The sequence below is a fragment of the Arthrobacter globiformis genome, from assembly GCF_003261175.1.
GTDB classification, from domain to species: domain Bacteria; phylum Actinomycetota; class Actinomycetes; order Actinomycetales; family Micrococcaceae; genus Arthrobacter; species Arthrobacter globiformis_A.
This window is the reverse complement of sequence record NZ_QLNP01000105.1, coordinates 86,210-102,848: the sequence shown is the minus strand read 5'-3', so window position 1 is coordinate 102,848 and position 16,639 is coordinate 86,210. Positions and strand designations below refer to the sequence as shown.

At 65.9% G+C, this 16,639-nt stretch carries 16 protein-coding genes; 7 read left to right on the top strand and 9 right to left on the bottom strand.

What is annotated here, in order from left to right; genetic code table 11:
• Window positions 1-65: 65 nt before the first annotated feature.
• The 5 genes from DBZ45_RS21260 to mnmA all read right to left on the bottom strand — a co-directional run bounded on the left by DBZ45_RS21260 (window position 66) and on the right by mnmA (window position 7,046).
• On the bottom strand, window positions 66-1,781 hold the full coding sequence (locus tag DBZ45_RS21260) for an ABC transporter ATP-binding protein (RefSeq protein ID WP_111905803.1): 1,716 nt from the start codon (window positions 1,779-1,781) through the stop codon (window positions 66-68).
• Window positions 1,778-2,800: an ABC transporter permease gene (locus DBZ45_RS21255; RefSeq protein ID WP_111905802.1), complete on the bottom strand. Its 1,023-nt coding sequence runs from the start codon at window positions 2,798-2,800 to the stop codon at window positions 1,778-1,780. The genes DBZ45_RS21260 and DBZ45_RS21255 overlap by 4 nt, the downstream gene beginning before the upstream one ends.
• A gap of 2 nt (window positions 2,801-2,802) precedes the next feature.
• On the bottom strand, window positions 2,803-3,894 hold the full coding sequence (locus DBZ45_RS21250; RefSeq protein WP_111905801.1) for an ABC transporter permease: 1,092 nt from the start codon (window positions 3,892-3,894) through the stop codon (window positions 2,803-2,805).
• Window positions 3,895-4,024: 130 nt separating this feature from the next.
• Window positions 4,025-5,659 carry an ABC transporter substrate-binding protein gene (locus tag DBZ45_RS21245; protein ID WP_111905800.1) on the bottom strand — a complete coding sequence of 545 codons (1,635 nt, stop codon included), beginning with the start codon at window positions 5,657-5,659 and terminating at the stop codon, window positions 4,025-4,027.
• A gap of 247 nt (window positions 5,660-5,906) precedes the next feature.
• On the bottom strand, window positions 5,907-7,046 hold the full coding sequence (gene mnmA / locus DBZ45_RS21240) for a tRNA 2-thiouridine(34) synthase MnmA (RefSeq protein ID WP_111905799.1): 1,140 nt from the start codon (window positions 7,044-7,046) through the stop codon (window positions 5,907-5,909).
• Window positions 7,047-7,215: 169 nt separating this feature from the next.
• Here mnmA and DBZ45_RS21235 point away from each other — a divergent pair, with 169 nt between their 5' ends.
• The gene (locus DBZ45_RS21235) at window positions 7,216-8,472 is read left to right on the top strand and encodes an NAD(P)/FAD-dependent oxidoreductase (RefSeq protein WP_111905798.1); all 1,257 of its coding nucleotides are present in this window, start codon (window positions 7,216-7,218) and stop codon (window positions 8,470-8,472) included.
• Window positions 8,473-8,479: 7 nt separating this feature from the next.
• On the opposite strand, the gene DBZ45_RS21230 is transcribed toward DBZ45_RS21235, so the two are convergent.
• Both DBZ45_RS21230 and DBZ45_RS21225 read right to left on the bottom strand, forming a co-directional pair.
• The gene (locus tag DBZ45_RS21230; protein ID WP_111905797.1) at window positions 8,480-9,709 is read right to left on the bottom strand and encodes a cysteine desulfurase family protein; all 1,230 of its coding nucleotides are present in this window, start codon (window positions 9,707-9,709) and stop codon (window positions 8,480-8,482) included.
• Between the two features lie 35 nt (window positions 9,710-9,744).
• Window positions 9,745-10,434: a helix-turn-helix transcriptional regulator gene (locus DBZ45_RS21225; RefSeq protein ID WP_111905796.1), complete on the bottom strand. Its 690-nt coding sequence runs from the start codon at window positions 10,432-10,434 to the stop codon at window positions 9,745-9,747.
• Window positions 10,435-10,526: 92 nt separating this feature from the next.
• Between DBZ45_RS21225 and DBZ45_RS21220 the strand changes: the two genes are divergently transcribed.
• Window positions 10,527-10,973, top strand: a complete 447-nt coding sequence (locus tag DBZ45_RS21220; RefSeq protein ID WP_111905795.1) for a hypothetical protein — start codon at window positions 10,527-10,529, stop codon at window positions 10,971-10,973.
• Here DBZ45_RS21220 and DBZ45_RS21215 read toward each other — a convergent pair.
• Window positions 10,943-11,638, bottom strand: coding sequence for a hypothetical protein (locus DBZ45_RS21215; protein WP_223257206.1), 696 nt, complete (start codon window positions 11,636-11,638; stop codon window positions 10,943-10,945). The two genes, DBZ45_RS21220 and DBZ45_RS21215, sit on opposite strands and share 31 nt — an antisense overlap.
• Before the next feature lie 160 nt (window positions 11,639-11,798).
• Here DBZ45_RS21215 and DBZ45_RS21210 point away from each other — a divergent pair, with 160 nt between their 5' ends.
• The 5 genes from DBZ45_RS21210 (at window position 11,799) to DBZ45_RS21190 (ending at window position 15,837) form a co-directional block, all read left to right on the top strand.
• The gene (locus DBZ45_RS21210) at window positions 11,799-12,743 is read left to right on the top strand and encodes a J domain-containing protein (protein ID WP_111905794.1); all 945 of its coding nucleotides are present in this window, start codon (window positions 11,799-11,801) and stop codon (window positions 12,741-12,743) included.
• Between the two features lie 58 nt (window positions 12,744-12,801).
• The gene (locus DBZ45_RS21205) at window positions 12,802-13,269 is read left to right on the top strand and encodes a tRNA (cytidine(34)-2'-O)-methyltransferase (protein WP_111905793.1); all 468 of its coding nucleotides are present in this window, start codon (window positions 12,802-12,804) and stop codon (window positions 13,267-13,269) included.
• Window positions 13,270-13,489: 220 nt separating this feature from the next.
• A complete protein-coding gene (locus tag DBZ45_RS21200; protein WP_111905792.1) occupies window positions 13,490-14,095 on the top strand; it encodes a sigma-70 family RNA polymerase sigma factor in 606 nt (201 codons plus the stop codon).
• Window positions 14,096-14,097: 2 nt separating this feature from the next.
• Complete coding sequence (locus DBZ45_RS21195) at window positions 14,098-14,985, top strand: anti-sigma factor (RefSeq protein WP_111905791.1); 888 nt, start codon at window positions 14,098-14,100, stop codon at window positions 14,983-14,985.
• Window positions 14,986-15,063: 78 nt separating this feature from the next.
• Window positions 15,064-15,837: a MerR family transcriptional regulator gene (locus DBZ45_RS21190; RefSeq protein WP_111905790.1), complete on the top strand. Its 774-nt coding sequence runs from the start codon at window positions 15,064-15,066 to the stop codon at window positions 15,835-15,837.
• Between the two features lie 19 nt (window positions 15,838-15,856).
• On the opposite strand, the gene DBZ45_RS21185 is transcribed toward DBZ45_RS21190, so the two are convergent.
• A complete protein-coding gene (locus tag DBZ45_RS21185) occupies window positions 15,857-16,636 on the bottom strand; it encodes a PIG-L deacetylase family protein (protein ID WP_111905789.1) in 780 nt (259 codons plus the stop codon).
• Between the last annotated feature and the right edge of the window lie 3 nt (window positions 16,637-16,639).

The window sequence follows — 16,639 nt, the reverse complement described above, 5'->3', positions numbered from 1 at the left end:
GTCGGAGACCGGCGTCCCTGCCCTCTGACTGGGGCGGGGACGCCGGTCTGCCGTGTAATTTGTGCTCAGATGCCCAGCAGGGCGCGGTGGTCCTCCCGGCGTTTGGCCTGCTCGGCCGGATCCGGGACAGGCAGCGACGCGATCAGGCGCTTCGTGTAGTCATGCTGCGGGGAGCCCATGACGTGGTGACCGATTCCCTGCTCAACGAGCTTGCCCTTGTACAGCACCCCGACCCAGTGCGACAGCATGTCCACCACAGCCAGGTCGTGGCTGATGAACAGCGCCGCGAACCCGAACTCCTGCTGGATTTCGCGGAAGAGCTCTAGTACTTTCGCCTGCACCGAAACGTCCAGTGCCGACGTCGGCTCATCGGCGATGAGCAATTTCGGGTTCAGGATCAGCGCACGCGCCAGTGATGCGCGCTGGCGCTGCCCGCCGCTGAGCTCATGCGGGAAACGGTCAGCGTACGACGCCGGCAGCTGGACTGACTCCAGCAGCTCACCCACGCGCTTGCGCGCCTGCGCCGGTGAAGGGTTGGTGTGGATGACCAGCGGTTCGGCAACGCAGTCGCCGATGGTCAGCTGCGGGTTGAAGGACGCTGCCGGGTCCTGGAAGACGAACCCGATTTCCTTGCGGAGCGGCTTGAAGGTCCGTTCCTTGAAGTTCAGCATCTCGTAGCCCAGGACGTTCAGGCTTCCGCCGGTGGTCCGGTTAAGGCCGGCGATGGCCCGGCCGATGGTGGTCTTTCCGGAACCGGATTCGCCAACGAGTCCGAACACTTCGCCCTCGGATACCGTGAAGCTGACGCCGTCAACGGCCTTGAAAGCCGGGCTGCCCAGCCTGCCCGGGTATTCGATGGTGAGGCCTTTGGCCTCCACCAGCACCTGCCCGCCTTGGTGCGCCCGCTCCGTCATTCCTTCGGACGCCGAGTGCCGGCCAAGGTGCGGGACGGCGGCCAGCAGCTTCCGGGTGTAGTCCTGCCGCGGCTCGGCGAAGAGGGATTTCGCGCTGGCTTCCTCGACAACGTCGCCCTGGTACATCACCACGACGCGGTCGGCGAGGTCGGCCACGACGCCCATGTTGTGCGTGATCAGCACAATGGACGTCCCGTACTTGTCCCTCAGGTCCCGCAGGAGCTCCAGGATTTCCGCCTGCACAGTGACATCCAAGGCGGTGGTGGGTTCGTCCGCCACGATCAGCCCCGGGTTCAGGGCAAGCGCCGCGGCGATGACCACGCGCTGCTTCTGGCCGCCGGAGAACTGATGCGGGTAGTAGTTGACGCGCGTTTCAGGGTCCGGGATGCCCACCTTGCGCAGGGCCTCGATGGCCCGGACCTTCGCTTCCTTTGCCGTGACGCGCTGGCCGCCGTCCCGGCCGGCGTGGGCGAGGATCCCTTCGGCGATTTGCCACCCGACGGTGAACACGGGATTCAGCGCCGTGGACGGCTCCTGGAAGACCATGGCCACGTCCCGTCCCCGGATCTGGCGGAGCCTCCCCGGGCTGACACTGATGACGTTGCTGCCGTTGATCACCACGGCGCCGGAGCTGATGGCGGTTTCCGGCAGCAGGCCGAGGATGGTCTTGGCCGTCACCGTCTTGCCGGAGCCGGATTCGCCGACGATGGCGAGCACTTCCCCCGCCTTCACTTCAAGGCTCACGTCCTTGACGGCGTGGACGTCCCCGGCGTCGGTGGCGAACGTGACCTTGAGATGGTCGATGTCCAGCACCGGTCCGGCGCCGGCTGCGTGCCGGTCAGAAACAGATCCGATATTGATGGTCATGAGCTTCTCACATCTGCTGAAATGGCTGCCTGGGCCGCCGCGGTCGAGTCCGGTCCGCCCTTGTTCCCGGCGCGCTTGCGCCCGCGGAGGCGGGGATCGTTGAGGTCATTGATGCTCTCCCCCACCAGTGTCAGGCCAAGCACAGTCCAGACGATGGCGAGGCCCGGGAACACGCCGGTCCACCAGATGCCCGAGGTGGTGTCAGCCAGCGCCTTATTGAGGTCGAAGCCCCATTCGGCGGCGGACGAGGGCTCGATGCCGAATCCCAGGAAGCCCAGGCCTGCGAGGGTCAGGATCGCCTCGGAAGCATTCAGGGTGAAAATCAGCGGAAGGGTGCGGGTGGCATTCCGGTAGATGTGCCGGCCCATGATGCGGACGCTGGAGGCGCCCACCACCTTCGCCGATTCGACGAAGGGTTCCGCCTTGAGCCTGATGGTCTCCGCCCTGATGACCCGGAAGTACTGCGGAATGAACACCACCGTGATGGAAATCGCCGCGGCGAGCACGCCTCCGAAGAGGCTGGACTCGCCGCCGCTGATGACGATGGCCATGACGATGGCCACCAGCAATGACGGGAATGCGTAGATGGCGTCTGCCACCACCACGAGGACACGGTCGAGCCAGCCGCCGAGGTATCCGCTCACCAGGCCGAGGATGACGCCCGCGAAGATGGACAGCACCACGGCCACAACGATCACGAGGATGGCGGTCTGGGAGCCCCAGATCACCCGGGACAGGACATCATAGCCGCCGACGGTGGTGCCCAACAGATGCTTTCCGCCGGGGGGCTGCTGCGTGGGAAAGCTGCCGTCGGCGTCGGAAAGTTGCGCATATCCGTAGGGGGCGAGGAGCGGCGCGAAAATGGCGGTCAGGAGGAACGTGCCGGTCAGGACGAGGCCGACGACGAGCATGCCCCGCTGGAGTCCGACGCTTTTGTTGAAGTGGGAAATGACGGGCAGCCGTTTGAGCAGCGGTGCCTTGTGGTGCATGGTGGCTGCCACTGGAGGGTTGGTGCTCATTGTCAGTACCTCACACGGGGATCGATCAGCGCGGCCACGATGTCCACGATGAAGTTGGTGATGGCGACGATGACGGCCAGGAGGACCACGATGCCCTGTACGGCCACGAAGTCACGGGCCGTCAGGTAGTTGGCCAGCTGGAAGCCCAGCCCTTTCCACTCAAAGGTTTTTTCCGTAAGCACGGCGCCGCCGAGCATCACCGCGATCTGCAGGCCCATGACGGTGATGATGGGGATGAGGGCAGGCTTGTAGGCGTGCTTGGTGACCAGCCGGAATTCGCTAACGCCGCGGGAGCGGCCCGCCTCGATGTAGTCGCGGCCCAGCGTGCCGATGAGATTCGTGCGCACCAGACGGAGGAAGATGCCCGCTGTCAGCAGGCCGAGGGCAACCGCGGGCAGGACGGCATGCGCCATCACGTCGCCGAGGGCGGCCATATTGCCGCTTCTGAGCGCGTCCAGCCAGTAAATCCCGCTTGGCGCCTGGAGCCCCGTGAGGGCAAGTTCGCTGGAGGTTTTCGCCCGACCCGCCACGGGCAGCCAGCCTAGCCACACGGCAAAGGTCAGCTTCAGCAGCAGCCCGGCAAAAAATACGGGCGTGGCGTAGCAGAGAATGGCAAAGACGCGCAGTACCGCGTCCGGTGCGTGGTCCCTGCGGTGGGCAGCGATCATCCCGAATGGAATGCCCACCAGAAGCGCGACGATGAGCGCGTTGACGGTAAGTTCGAGCGTGGCCGCACCGTAGGTTGCCAGCATCTCAGTGACCTGGCGGTTGTCAGAGAGGGTGGTGCCGAAATTGCCGGTCACCAGTTGGCCCAGGTATTCGAAGTACTGGACGGGAAGCGGCCGGTCATATCCGGCGTCGTGGATCCGCTGCTGCAGCTGGTCCGGAGGCAGCCGGCCGCCCATGGCAGCCGTGATGGGGTCGCCGGTGATCCTCATGAGGAAGAACACCATGGTGACCAGGATGAAAATGGTTGGAAAGATCAGGAGGAACCTGATCAGGATGTACTGGCCCAGTCCCCCGCCGGACTTCTTTTTCTTTGTCGGCAAAAGGCCGTCTGCGTCGCTTGGCGGCGCCTCAATAAGAGTTGTCATTACTGCCTGATTCTGTGTTTCCGGGTCCGTTCACGGATCCGGAATCCGCTGTTCACCGGCCAGCAAGGAGGCGGAACGCCCGGAAGGCGTCCCGCCTCCTTGGCTGGTCAGGACCTGATGGGGTGGGGCCCTACTTCGAGATCACTCCGAGGCGGGTCTTGAATGACGGGTCCAGCGTCTGTTCCACGCCCTTGACATCCGCGCCGGCAACCATCAGCTGGGCGCCCTGCAGCAGCGGCAACGTGGAAAGGTCCTTGGCAACGGCCGTCTGCGCGTCGCCGAGAGACTTTTCGCGCTCGGTCTTGTCAGCTGTCACCAGTTGCTTCTTGATGATGTCAGTGACCGCCGGGTTCTCGTAGTGGTTCTTGAGGAAGTTACCCGGGATAAAGAACGGCGTGAGGTAGTTGTCCGCGTCGGAGTAGTCCGGGAACCAGCCAAGCTGGTAGACCGGGTAGGCGTCCGCGGTGCGTGCCTTGGAGTAGGTCACCCACTCCGTGGACTGCAGGTCCACCTTGAACAGGCCCGACTTTTCCAGCTGTTCCTTGATCATGGCGTATTCATCACCGGAGGACTTGCCGTAGTGGTCCGGGTTGTACTGCAGTTTGATGTTGACCGTGCCGGTGATGCCGGCGTCGTCGAATGCCTTCCTGGCCTTGTCAAGGTCGGGCTTTCCGTTGCCGTCGCCGTACATCTCCTTGAGGGGCTGCGCTGCGCCTGGCAGGCCATCCGGAACGACCGAGAACGCAGGAAGGTAGGTGCCTTTGTAGACCTGGGTTGCGATGGCGTCCCGGTCCACAATGTCGGCCATGGCCTGGCGGACGGCGAGCGCCTTCTTGGCGTCGGCGTCGGCCGTCTTGGCGCCGAAGGGCATGGTGTCGAAGTTGAAGACGATGTAGCGCAGTTCACCGCCGGGGCCCTTGTGCACCTTGACCTTCGAGTCCTTTTCAAGGTCCGCGGCGTCGGTGGCTGTCAGGCTGCGGCCGGCCACGTCGATGTTGCCCTGCTGCACGTCCAGCTTCAGGTTGTTGGAGTCGGCGTAGTACTTGATGGTGGCGCCGTCGTTGGCGGGTTTGCCGAGCACGCCGTTGTAGTCCGGGTTGGCCTTGAGGCTGACAAGCTCGTTCTTCTTGTAGCTCTCGATCGTGTACTGGCCCGCAAAGGGCTTGCCCTTGACGATCTCGTCATCACTCATGATCTTGTTCGCCGGGAAGACTTCTTCATCGATGATGGGACCGGTGTTGGTACCGAGGACGCTCGGGAAGACCTGGTCGTTCGCCGCCTTAAGCGTAAAGACGACGGTGGAGTCATCCTTCGCTGCCACCGATTTCAGATTCGCGAGCAATGACGCCGGTCCATTGGGGTCCGCGATTTTAACGACGCGGTCGATGGAGAACTTGACGTCCGAGGCCGTCAGCGCGTGGCCGTTGGCGAACTTGAGGCCCGGCTTAAGCTTCACGGTGTATTCCGTGGGGCTCGTGAAGGAGGCGGATTCCGCGATGTCCGGGCTGGCCTCGGCTGATCCGGGCTTGGAGTTCATGAGGAACGGATAGACCTGGTTCATCACCATGAATGAGCCTGCATCGTAGGAGCCGGCGGGGTCCAGGGTGACAACTTTATCCGTGGTGCCGTAGGTGATGGTGCCTCCGCCGGCGCCGCCGGTGGACGTTCCCCCGCCTCCGGACGGGCCGGTGCAGGCTGTGAGTGCGAAAGCGGAAACGCCTGCCAGCGCGATAGCGCTCTTCAAGGCCCTCTGATTCATTGCCATCTGTGAACTTTCTGTTCGATGAGTACGCGCGGGGTGCCCGAACTGACTCGTGTGCGGGCAGCCCGCTGATGCCTCTGATTCAACCAGAAGGTTGCCCGGTGAAACATTGCATCGTGTGAGTTGAGACACAAAATTTACCAGAACGAACTGCGGTCGGCTGACCGAACGGTCGGAAACCGGGAAATGGCAACAAAAAACGGCCGGCGGAATTCCGCCGGCCGTTGTCACTCCGGAGACCGGAGCACGGTCAAAGTTGTGCCCGCTGCAGGGACCGCGCAGCGTCGATGGTCGCCTGGCCGAGGACCCTGCTGCCCTGGTAGAGCACCACGGTCTGGCCCGGCGAAACACCGCGCAGCGGATCGGTCAGGGTCACCACGAGGCTGTCCCGCTCAATCCCGGCGTCGTCGGCAACCCGCTCAATGCGCGCAATGGCAGGAACGGGGTCGCCGTGCGCGCGCACCTGCGCATGGCAGTCAAAGTCGGCTCCGGAATCAACCTCGCCGATGGGCAGGCCGGCCCACGAAACCTTGATGCCGCGGATTTCGTCGATGGCCAGCAGGGCCTCGGGCCCTACCACCACCTTGTTTTCCTTCGGCCGGATCTCCAGCACGAACCGCGGCTTGCCGTCAGAGGCGGGCCGGCCAAGCTTCAGCCCCCGCCGCTGCCCGACGGTGAACGCGTTCGCTCCGGGGTGTTCGCCCACCTTGGCGCCGGTCTCGTCCACGATGTCGCCGGTGGTCATGTCGATCTTTTCCGCGAGCCACCCTGCGGTGTCACCGTCCGGGATGAAGCAGATGTCGTGGCTGTCCGGCTTGTTGGCCACTGACAGTCCGCGCCGCTCGGCCTCCGCGCGCACCTCCGCCTTCGAAGGTGTGTCCGCGAGGGGGAACATGGAATGCTTCAGCTGCTCATGGGTGAGCACGCCCAGGACGTAGCTCTGGTCCTTCGCCCAGTCGGCGGCACGGTGCAGCTCGCGGTTTCCGTCTGCGTCCTCTATGACCTTGGCGTAGTGGCCCGTGCACACGGCGTCGAACCCGAGGGCGATCGCCTTTTCGAGCAGGGCCGCAAACTTGATGCGCTCGTTGCAGCGCATGCAGGGGTTGGGGGTGCGGCCGGCGGCGTACTCGTCGATGAAGTCCTGGACCACATCCTCCTTGAACCGCTCAGAGAAGTCCCACACGTAGTAGGGAATCCCCAGGACGTCGCATGCCCGCCAGGCATCGCGCGAATCCTCAATCGTGCAGCAGCCCCTGCTGCCGGTGCGCAGGGTACCCGGCATCCTCGACAGCGCGAGGTGAACGCCAACGACGTCGTGCCCCGCTTCGACGGCGCGGGCGGCGGCAACGGCGGAGTCAACTCCGCCGCTCATGGCTGCTAGAACTCGCATTATGGCTTTCTGTTGGATGTGGACCCATGACGCACGGGTTGCCGAACTATTCTACTTGCTGCCGGAATCAGGGCCTAAATTTCCTTGACGGTTCCGGCCCGCGCTTCTAAAGTCACGAGTATCATTTTTAGAACGCGGGCTACTGGCCTGCCGGGCGAATCGAGTAGCCATGAACCCTGAAAGCATCATCATCGTGGGCGCCGGACTGGCCGGAGCGACAGCGGCCCGCACCCTGCGCGCCGAAGGGTATGCAGGGAACATCACCATCGCAGGGACCGAGCCGCACCCGCCCTATCTCCGGCCGCCGCTGTCCAAGGAATACCTGCTCGGCAAAGCCGGGGAGGACGCCATCGAGGTCGTACCGGAGGGCTGGTACGCGGACAACAACGTCAGCCTCCGGCTGGACAACCCTGTGGCATTGGTCGATCCGGCGGCCCACACCGTCCGCTTCGCAGATGGGACCGTCCAGGCTTATGGGTCACTGCTGCTGGCACCCGGAGCCACCCCCCGGACGCTGCCCCTGGACGGCGCGGAACTCGACGGCGTCACCGCCTTCCGCACGCTCGATGACAGCCGCCGCCTGCGGGAACAGCTGTCGCCGGGCGGACGGAACGTGGTGCTCATCGGTTCCGGCTGGATCGGGATGGAACTGGCCGCGGCGGCAAGCACCTACGGCAACCAGGTCACACTGCTCGGGCTTGAGGACATCCCGCTTGCCGCGGCGATCGGCCCGAAGCTGGGCAGCTTTTTCCGTACCCTGCACGAGGACCATGGAGTCCGCTTCCGGCTACCCGCTTCCGCCAAGGAAATTACCGGAGAAAGCGGACGGGTGACGGCCGTGCTGACCGACACCGGCGAACTACTGCCCGCGGACATCGTGGTGATCGCCGTTGGAGTGGTGCCGGAAACGGCACTCGCCACCGCGGCCGGGCTGGAGGTCCGCAACGGTGTCCTCACGGACGCTTCGCTGCGCACCAGTGCCCCGGATATTTTTGCCGCCGGCGACGCCGCCAATGCACTGCATCCGTTCACCGGCGAGCACCACCGCAGCGAACACTGGTCCAACGCGCTCAACGGCGGCAAGGTGGCGGCCAGGGCCATGCTCGGCCAGGACGTTGCCCTGGACACGGTCCCCTACTTCTACACCGACCAGTTTGACGTCAGCATGGAGTACTCGGGCTTCCCGTCCCTCGCAGCAAAGGCGGCTCCGGTCATCCGCGGCTCGCTGGACAGCAAGGAGTTCGTCGCGCTCTGGCAGCAGGACGGGCGGGTCGTGGCCGGCATGAGCGTCAACTGGCCGAGGTCCGTCAAACCGAGTGCCCAGAAGACCATCAAGGCGCTCATCACCGGCCGGATCGAGGTGCCTGCCGAGCGGCTGGCGGACGAGACGGTTCCGCTCGACCAGCTGATGCCGGGAGCCAGCTGATGCCGGATCAGTTGATGCCAGAACCCTGCCGGGCAACGGTGGCAGCCGTCTGAATGGAGGATTCATGCCCGGCCATTCCGGCCTGCCGCGCCCGGGCATAAGCACCGGGCAGGGCAGCGAGGAGTGCGTCGACGTCCGCTTCCGTCGAAGGATGCCCCAGGGTGAAGCGCTGTGCACCGCGCGCCGTTTCCTCGTCCAGGCCCATGGCAAGGAGGACATGCGACGGACGCGGAACACCTGCCGTGCACGCGGAGCCGGTGGACGACTCGACGCCGGCGAGGTCCAGGAGGAACAGCAGGGAGTCACCCTCGCACCCGGGAAAGGTGAAGTGGGCATTGCCGGGCAGCCGCCCGTCGCCCTCCGCGCCCCGCAGCACCGCCGCCGGAACCGCGTCACGGACCCCCGTGATGAGCCGGTCGCGCATCGCGGAAAGCCGCGCCGCCTCGGGGCCGAGGTTCTTCGCGGCCGAGTCAGCAGCGGCGGCGAAGGCCGCGATGGATGCCGTGTCCAGCGTTCCCGAGCGGACGTCGCGCTCCTGGCCGCCGCCGTGCTGTACCGGCGTGAGCTTCACTGACCTCCCCAGAATGAGCGCGCCGACGCCGACCGGTCCGCCAATCTTGTGCCCTGAGATAGACATGGCATCCAGCCCGGAGGCCCGGTAATCCACGGGAACGGAGCCAAACGCCTGCACCGCGTCCGAGTGCACCGGGACGCCGGCGGCGTGCGCGAGCTCCACCAATCGATGGACGGGCTGGATGCTGCCCACCTCGTTGTTGGCCCACATGACCGTCACCAGGGCAATGGACTCGGGGTCACGCGCAAGTTCTGCCTGCAGCGCGTCGAGGTCCAGCACGCCTTCCTGGCTGACGGGCAGCCAGGAAACTTCCGCCCCTTCGTGGCGCTCCAGCCATTCCACGGTGTCCAGCACGGCATGGTGTTCGACGGCGGAGCACAGGATCCGCCGCCGGCGCGGGTCTTCAGCCACCCGGGACCAGTACAGGCCCTTGACGGCCAGATTGTCCGCTTCGGTGCCCCCCGAGGTGAAGATGACCTCCGAGGGATGGGCGCCTGCCGCGGCGGCAAGGGTTTCCCGCGCATCCTCCACGGAGCGTCTCGCCCGGCGGCCCGAGCCATGAAGGGACGAGGGGTTCCCGGTTCGGGACAGCTCGCGCGTCAGTGCAGCCAGGGCTTCGGCTGCGATGGGCGTGGTGGCGGCATGGTCCAGGTAAACAGGCACGCTTAAATTCTAGACGCCGCCGCGTTTCAGCCGCCTCAGGGCTTGATCCTGGCGCAGCAGCGCCCTGCCGTCCTGTCTTCCACCACTTTCTCCTCCGGCACCCCACAGGCAGCGGCGGCGCCACTCAAAAACGCCCCGTTCATGGCACACACCACGTCTGCGTGCCCGTCAGCGAGCCGGTGGAAGGGACAGTTCATCAGGACGGTGCCCCCATCCGCGTCCTGTTCGGGCATGTAGCCAATGCGCCCGAGCACCTCATCCAGGGAGGATCCGTTTCCACTCAGGGCACGGCCCCGGGAGTAGGACGCGTCAGCCAGTGCCTCGCGCACCCCTCCGCCGCCGGCCATGGAGGATTCAATCGCGGTGGCCATCAGCTCTCCGGCCAGGTCGTAGCTCCGGTCCGGTACCGACGCACCCACTTCTTCCAGCGCCGGGCGGTACAGCTTCGCCGGACGGCCCGACCCCGGGCCGGCCTTTTCGCCGAGCTTGCGGAACTCGACGGCGAGCAAACCGTCGCGGACCAGCCTGTCCAAGTGGAAGGACGCCGTGGACCTGGGCATGCCCAGCGCAGCAGCAGCATCGTCCCGCCCCACCGCCGACGGCTGCCCGGTGACGTACTCGAAAAGGCGCCGCCGGCTGGCGTCACCCAGCGAGGCCAGGGCTGCCAGGCGGCCGGTCCACGAAAGAGCGGTCTTGGATTCGCGGTTCTCAGTCGGGCGGCTCATGGATCCAGCGTAACTCTAAAATCAAGATCCGTTGCTAAAGAAGGACAGGCGGTTCTAAAATCAAGTTATCAACTTTTAGAAGGGAGCTCGCCATGAAAACCACAGCACTGAAGGGTTCCGCAAGCCCGCACACGCTCGCGGCGGATCCGGCCCGCCAGGCGTTCCTGCTGCTGCGCACCGTGTTCACCGTCGCGCCCATCCTGTTCGGCCTGGACAAGTTCACCAACCTCCTGGCCGACTGGACCGGCTACCTCGCACCGATGGTTCCGGATACCTTGCACTTGCCGGCGCAGACGGTGATGTACGCCGTCGGCGTCGTCGAGATAATTGCGGGAATCCTGGTAGCCGCGCGGCCGCGGATCGGGTCGCTCGTGGTGGCTGCCTGGCTCCTGGGGATCATCGTGAACCTGCTCATCCTCGGAGCCTATTACGACGTCGCCCTGCGCGACTTCGGCCTGTTCGTGGGTGCGCTGGCCCTCAACCGGGTGGCCTCCGCCCCAGCGGCTCATCAGCCCGGCGGAACCACCGTCAGCCACTGAGCAATGTCTGCGCGGGCGGCGGCGAGCGCCGCCGCCGTCGGGCACGATGCCGACACATAAACGGACGAGCCTGCCTCACCGAAAACCCGGGCCAGCACCGCGGTGGCCCTGTTGGCTTTCTGACCTGCCGGCCTGGCGGCACGTTCCAGAACCAGTACGTCCACGGCCGGCGTCGGCTTGCCCCGCTCACCGCCCCACCGCAGCGATGCCGGCTTCAAATAGGCGGGCAGGACAGTGGGGTCCAGATAGGCAAACAGCGCCGCCGTCGATTCCCTGTCATCAGCCGCCACCAGGGGCCACTGGTTCTGGCGCACCTCAGCCGCCACATGGCAGCCGTCGGATTTTTGATAGCGGCTGGCGCCACCGGCGTTACTGACCACCTGTTTCCATTGCGGCGCTTCGGCCAGGTCCTCCGACAGCCCGACGGGAACCCCGTGTGCCAGCGTGGCCCCTGCCGAGAACGGCATGTCGCGGGCGGCCACGGCATCGGGGTCGTGTCCGGGGGTGATAGTCGGCGTGCCCGGGCCGCTGCTGACAGGCCGGTCACTCGGGGCAGCCGGATCCGGCACACCCACACTGCAGCCGCCGAGAAGGGCAGCGGCCGCGACGGCTGCCATCACCACGTGCACACGGCGGGCATCACCGCGACCTGTCCGAACCTCCATTCCGAAAAGTCTAGACGCCCTGCGTTCCCTTAGCGTTTCCACCGGCGGGAACCTGCAACCCTGCCGCGGTCGTTGTCCCAGAAGACCCTCAAGACCGGCTTATATGCTTGGCACACCGGACAGCGCATGCACGCCGGCAACAACGACTTAAGGACCATGCTTGACCAAGGGCAGCAGTTCCCACTACGAAGTGCTCCGCGTGGCGGTGACCGCGACGGAGCGCGAAATCAAGGTGGCCTACCGCAAGGCGGCCCGCGTTTCGCATCCCGATCACGGAGGCGACGCCGCGGCGTTCCGGCAGGTGACCCTTGCATATGAGACGCTCATCGATCCCCAGCGGCGGGCCGCCTATGACCGCTCCTACGCGGCCGGCCCGCGCCGGAGCCGCGCAGACGGCGACGAAGCGCACTTCGATGCCCCGGCCGCCGGCAGCCACGCCTCGGCGACCATCCACAAGCCGGGAACGCCGCGCAACACCTCCGGCGACGCCCCAGTCTACGTCCCGCCCTTCGACACGCCGGGCGCCGTTCCGCTCCTCCCGCCGGAGCTGGCCAGCCAGCAGGTGCACGGCATGCCCAGGAAGCGGGGCATCTTCGGCGCGGAAGCCCGGATCCAGCGTGAGCTGCGCACGGTACAGCTGATCAGCAGGCAGGTCCTGCCGGCGATCCCGGCGGCGCGCCTGATCAATGGGCTGCAGTCCCCGGGGGACAACAGCCACATTGACCACGCCCTGCTCTCGGGCTATCGGCTTGCGCTGATCGGCTCCATGCTCCTGCCCAAGGGTGCCTACGCCTGGGACGGAAACACGCTCAATCACGGCGGCAGGTCGGTCGCCCCGCCGCAGCTGGCCCACGTGGTCTGGCAGATGCAGGACATTTTTCCCGAGCTCAACGTGACCGGGTGGACCGTGGTCCACAGCCCGGACGGCAACCTCCACGAACCCGTCATCGACCGCCACCGCCGCTCCCGCGGCGGCTCCGACGTCGTCCAGGTGGTCAATGCCGCCGGCCTGGCCCGCGGGCTCAAGGATTTCCTGTCCTCCGGCCCTGCGCCGAACACGGTCAATGTCCAGGTGCTCGCCCGGCTGCTCAGGGGCATGCACTAAGCCAGGCGCTGAGGTCCGGCCCGAAGAATGACGGATTTTCCGACGCTAGGATTGAACCGTGTTCCGCATCCTCTTCCACACGCCCGAAATTCCCGGCAATACGGGCAACGCCATCCGTCTCGCCGCCATCACCGGCGCCGAACTCCACCTCGTGGAGCCTTTGGGTTTCGACTTCTCCGATGCCAAGCTGCGCCGCGCCGGCCTGGACTACCACGACCTTGCAGTGGTCACCGTTCACTCCAGCATCGAGGCCGCCTGGGCGGCACTGCAGCCGGAGCGCGTCTTCGCGTTCACGTCCGACGGCGAGGTTTCCTACACAGACATTGCCTACCGGCCGGGCGATGTTCTGATGTTCGGCCCGGAATCCGTAGGCCTGCCGGACGATCTGAAGCGCGATCCCCACGTCACGTCCCGGGTCCGCCTGCCTATGCTGCCGTCGCTGCGGTCACTGAATCTGGCGAACGCGGCATCCATCGCCGTCTACGAGGCCTGGCGCCAGCAGGGTTTCACCGGCGCCAAGCTTTAAGAACCGTAACCCGGCCGTGCGGCCACCCATCCAAGGCCTGAGCGGCACCGAATCCCTTCTGAGCACATCCAAAAGGACGCGTACATCCGCAGGGCGTAAGGAGCGGCAGGTGAAAGCACTTGGGCCGGGCAACACGGCGCTGCGTTATGCACGGCACGGTGCTGTCACCGCTGGAAACGGTGTGCCTCGCCTGCCAGCAGGCAACCTATGCTTGAGAGTGATGGAAACTCCTAACGCGCCGAACTTTGACGCCACCGCGCCGCCCGGCACCGCCGTCGACCTTAACCAGCAGCTGGCGCAGCTGCTAAAGCGCATTGCCCAAGGCGACCAGGCGTCCTTCGCCGAGTTCTACGGCCTGACATCGCGGCGGGTGTTCGGCATGGCGCGCCGGGTGCTCATCGACCCGGAGCTCAGCGAGGACACCACGCAGGAGGTCTTCCTGCAGGTCTGGCAAAACGCCGCCAAGTTCGATCCGGCGAGCGGAAGTCCCCTGGCCTGGCTCATGACCATTTCGCACCGCCGGGCCGTGGACAAGGTCCGGTCCTCGCAGTCCGCGAGCGACCGTGAGGCCAGGTACGGCGCCAACAGCCAGGACATCGACCATGACTCAGTGTCGGACGAGGTGGACAGCCGGCTGGAGGCCGAAGCCGTGGTGCGCTGCCTGGAGACCCTGACCGAGACGCAACAGGAATCCGTTCGACTCGCCTACTACGGCGGCCTCACCTACCGCGAAGTGGCTGAAAAGCTGAACGCGGCCATTCCGACCATCAAGTCCCGCATCCGCGACGGACTGATCCGACTCAAGACCTGCCTGGGGGTGAGGTGACCATGACCGATACGAATGATTCCCGCGGGCGCCAGCTGCCCAGGGCATTCGCTGCCGATATTCCCACCGACCTTGCGGCCGGCCGGGCGGTGGAACTCGCCGAAATTTACGCCCTGGACGCGATCAGCGACGCTGAGCGGAAGGCCATCGACGCCTACGTCAGCGGCGCTCCCGAGGCTGAACGCCAGTCCTTCAACGACCGTGTCCGCCAGGCGCGGGAGACTCTGGCATTGTCGTTTACGGCCGAGGAGGAGCCTCCTGCGGACCTGTTCGCCCGGATTGCCGCGCAGCTTCCCGCTGCTGCACCGGCGGGGCCGGCCGGGGCACCTGCCGCTGCGGCGGAAACCATCGTCGCCGGCGCGCCGGCTGCCCTGTCTGCGGCCGAGCCGGCCCCCGCTGCCGACGAACTTTCCGTTGCTCGCCAGCGCCGTGAGGTACGACGCCGGTCAGCCGGGCTCCGTAACTGGCTCATCAGTGTTGCGGCTGCTGCCGTGATCGCGCTCGGCGGTGTCGGGGTCGGTGCCTACCTGGCCAACCAGAACGATCCCGTCAACCAGGTCATCGAGGCACAGGACGCGCGGCAGGCGACTGTCGACGTCAATGGCGGAGGCACGGCGACGGTTTCGATCTCGCAGTCGCATGATGCGCTGGTGGTGCGGATGAAGGATGTGCCGCCGCCGCCCGCGGGCAAGGTCTACCAGATGTGGCTGATTCCCAAGGACGGCTCCACCCCTGTCTCGCAGGGCCTGATGGACGCGGAGGCACTGTCGAAGCCGGCCCTGGTCAAGGGCATCGGCTCCGCGGCCTCGCTCGGCATCACGGTCGAACCCGTCGGCGGATCCGCTACGCCGACGCTCCCCACTGTGGCCGCCGCCCCGCTGAACACCTGAGCCTGGCTGACCCACCTGGACCAGCGCCACTTCATGAAGGCTTGACGTTGACGTTGCGTCAACTTCTACGCTTGAGGCATGAAGCAGGAAGAACTCCGGAGCTGGTCCACCGTCGAACTGGCGAAGCTGAGCAGGGTCTCGTCCAGGACCCTCCGGCATTACGACCAGGTGGGGTTGCTGCCGCCTGCCTACACCGGGCACAACGGCTACCGCTACTACACGCAGCCTGAACTGCTGCGTCTTCAGAGGATCCTGCTTCTTCGCGAACTTGGCCTGGGACTGGAAACCATTGGCCAGGTTCTGGACGGCCAGGCAGACCAACTGGATGCGCTGAGTGTGCACCGGAAGTGGCTGCTGGCTGAGCGCGACCGCCTGGACCGCATGGCCAGGACCGTCGGCGCCACCATATCGGCACTGCAGCGAGGAGACGCCATGTCAGGCGAAGAAATTTTCAAGGACTTTGACACCAACCCCTACGAGGAGGAGGCCCGAGAGCGGTGGGGCGATAAGGCAGTCGAGGACAGCAAGGCGCGGCACGCCGCGCTGAGCGCTGCCGACAAGGAGGCCTTTCTGGCCGAGGCCGGTGCTATCAACGAGGAGCTTGCCCGGTGCCTGGACGCCGGCCTGCCGGCGGACGACGCCCGGGTGCAGGCCGCCGTCGAACGCCACTACCGCTGGATCTGCGTCAGCTGGACCCCGGATGCGGACAGCTACGTTGGCCTGGGCCGGATGTACGTCGAGGATCCCCGCTTCACCGCCTTCTACGACAGGAGCCGCGCAGGCCTCGCCCCGTACCTGCTGGAGGGGATCAAGGTCTACGCGGCGTCGCAGCTCAGTTCAGCCGGAGGCTGAGAGCACGCCGGAAGTCAGCTTAGAAGCCGGCAATGGTCCCCGGCCCGTTGACCATGACCACGTGGAACGCCTCGGCACTCCGGCCAGCGGGGAGGCCGGAGCGATCGGCGGCCAGCTGCAGGCCGCGCCTGACGGTGGTCTCCATGGCCTCGGCGTCGGGATGCTGGCTGACGTGCACGTGGATCGCCTCGAGCTTGCTCTCTACATGGTCTGTGACGTCCACAAAGTGGTTTTCCCGCTCCTCCGGACCGGCGTAGAGCCACAGCCACGGAAGCTTGAAGGCCTCCAGGCCGGCCTCGGCGAGGTCCGGGTAAGCGAACGGGTTTTCCACCGCAGGGTAGATGGCACGGGTCACCGCCTCCCCCACCGCCAGGTGGTCCGGATGGCTCTTCTGGATGCGCTTCCAATTGCGCTCCGGATGCATGGAAAGCACGACGTCGGGCCGGATTTCGCGGATCAGCTTCACTACTCCGCGCATCACCTCGTGGTTCGGTTCAACGTACCCGTCCCGCTGGTGCAGGTAGTGGATGTCCGTGACGCCGACCAGGGCCGCGGCACGTTCCTGTTCGGCCGCCCTGAGGGCGATGATTTCGGCACGCTGCTGGGGATCGAAACCGCCGGCGTCGCCGTCGGTCATGATGCAGTAGCTGACCTCGACGCCGGCCGCCGTCCATCCGGCGATGGTGCCGGCGGCGCCGAAATCGATGTCGTCCGGATGGGCTGAGAAACAGAGCACCCGCTCAATCCGGTGCTGTTCCGGATTGAACGGGCTCTGCGCTGATGCAGCGTTTGGGGTCAAGGA

What these genes read in the sequence shown, in the direction of transcription:
- DBZ45_RS21260 (WP_111905803.1), bottom strand. Translation starts at nt 1,781, where the DNA reads ATGACCATCAATATCGGATCTGTTTCTGACCGGCACGCAGCCGGCGCC.
- DBZ45_RS21255 (WP_111905802.1), bottom strand. Translation starts at nt 2,800, where the DNA reads ATGAGCACCAACCCTCCAGTGGCAGCCACCATGCACCACAAGGCACCG.
- DBZ45_RS21250 (WP_111905801.1), bottom strand. Translation starts at nt 3,894, where the DNA reads ATGACAACTCTTATTGAGGCGCCGCCAAGCGACGCAGACGGCCTTTTG.
- DBZ45_RS21245 (WP_111905800.1), bottom strand. Translation starts at nt 5,659, where the DNA reads ATGGCAATGAATCAGAGGGCCTTGAAGAGCGCTATCGCGCTGGCAGGC.
- mnmA (WP_111905799.1), bottom strand. Translation starts at nt 7,046, where the DNA reads ATGCGAGTTCTAGCAGCCATGAGCGGCGGAGTTGACTCCGCCGTTGCC.
- DBZ45_RS21235 (WP_111905798.1), top strand. Translation starts at nt 7,216, where the DNA reads ATGAACCCTGAAAGCATCATCATCGTGGGCGCCGGACTGGCCGGAGCG.
- DBZ45_RS21225 (WP_111905796.1), bottom strand. Translation starts at nt 10,434, where the DNA reads ATGAGCCGCCCGACTGAGAACCGCGAATCCAAGACCGCTCTTTCGTGG.
- DBZ45_RS21220 (WP_111905795.1), top strand. Translation starts at nt 10,527, where the DNA reads ATGAAAACCACAGCACTGAAGGGTTCCGCAAGCCCGCACACGCTCGCG.
- DBZ45_RS21215 (WP_223257206.1), bottom strand. Translation starts at nt 11,638, where the DNA reads ATGGAGGTTCGGACAGGTCGCGGTGATGCCCGCCGTGTGCACGTGGTG.
- DBZ45_RS21200 (WP_111905792.1), top strand. Translation starts at nt 13,490, where the DNA reads ATGGAAACTCCTAACGCGCCGAACTTTGACGCCACCGCGCCGCCCGGC.
- DBZ45_RS21195 (WP_111905791.1), top strand. Translation starts at nt 14,098, where the DNA reads ATGACCGATACGAATGATTCCCGCGGGCGCCAGCTGCCCAGGGCATTC.
- DBZ45_RS21190 (WP_111905790.1), top strand. Translation starts at nt 15,064, where the DNA reads ATGAAGCAGGAAGAACTCCGGAGCTGGTCCACCGTCGAACTGGCGAAG.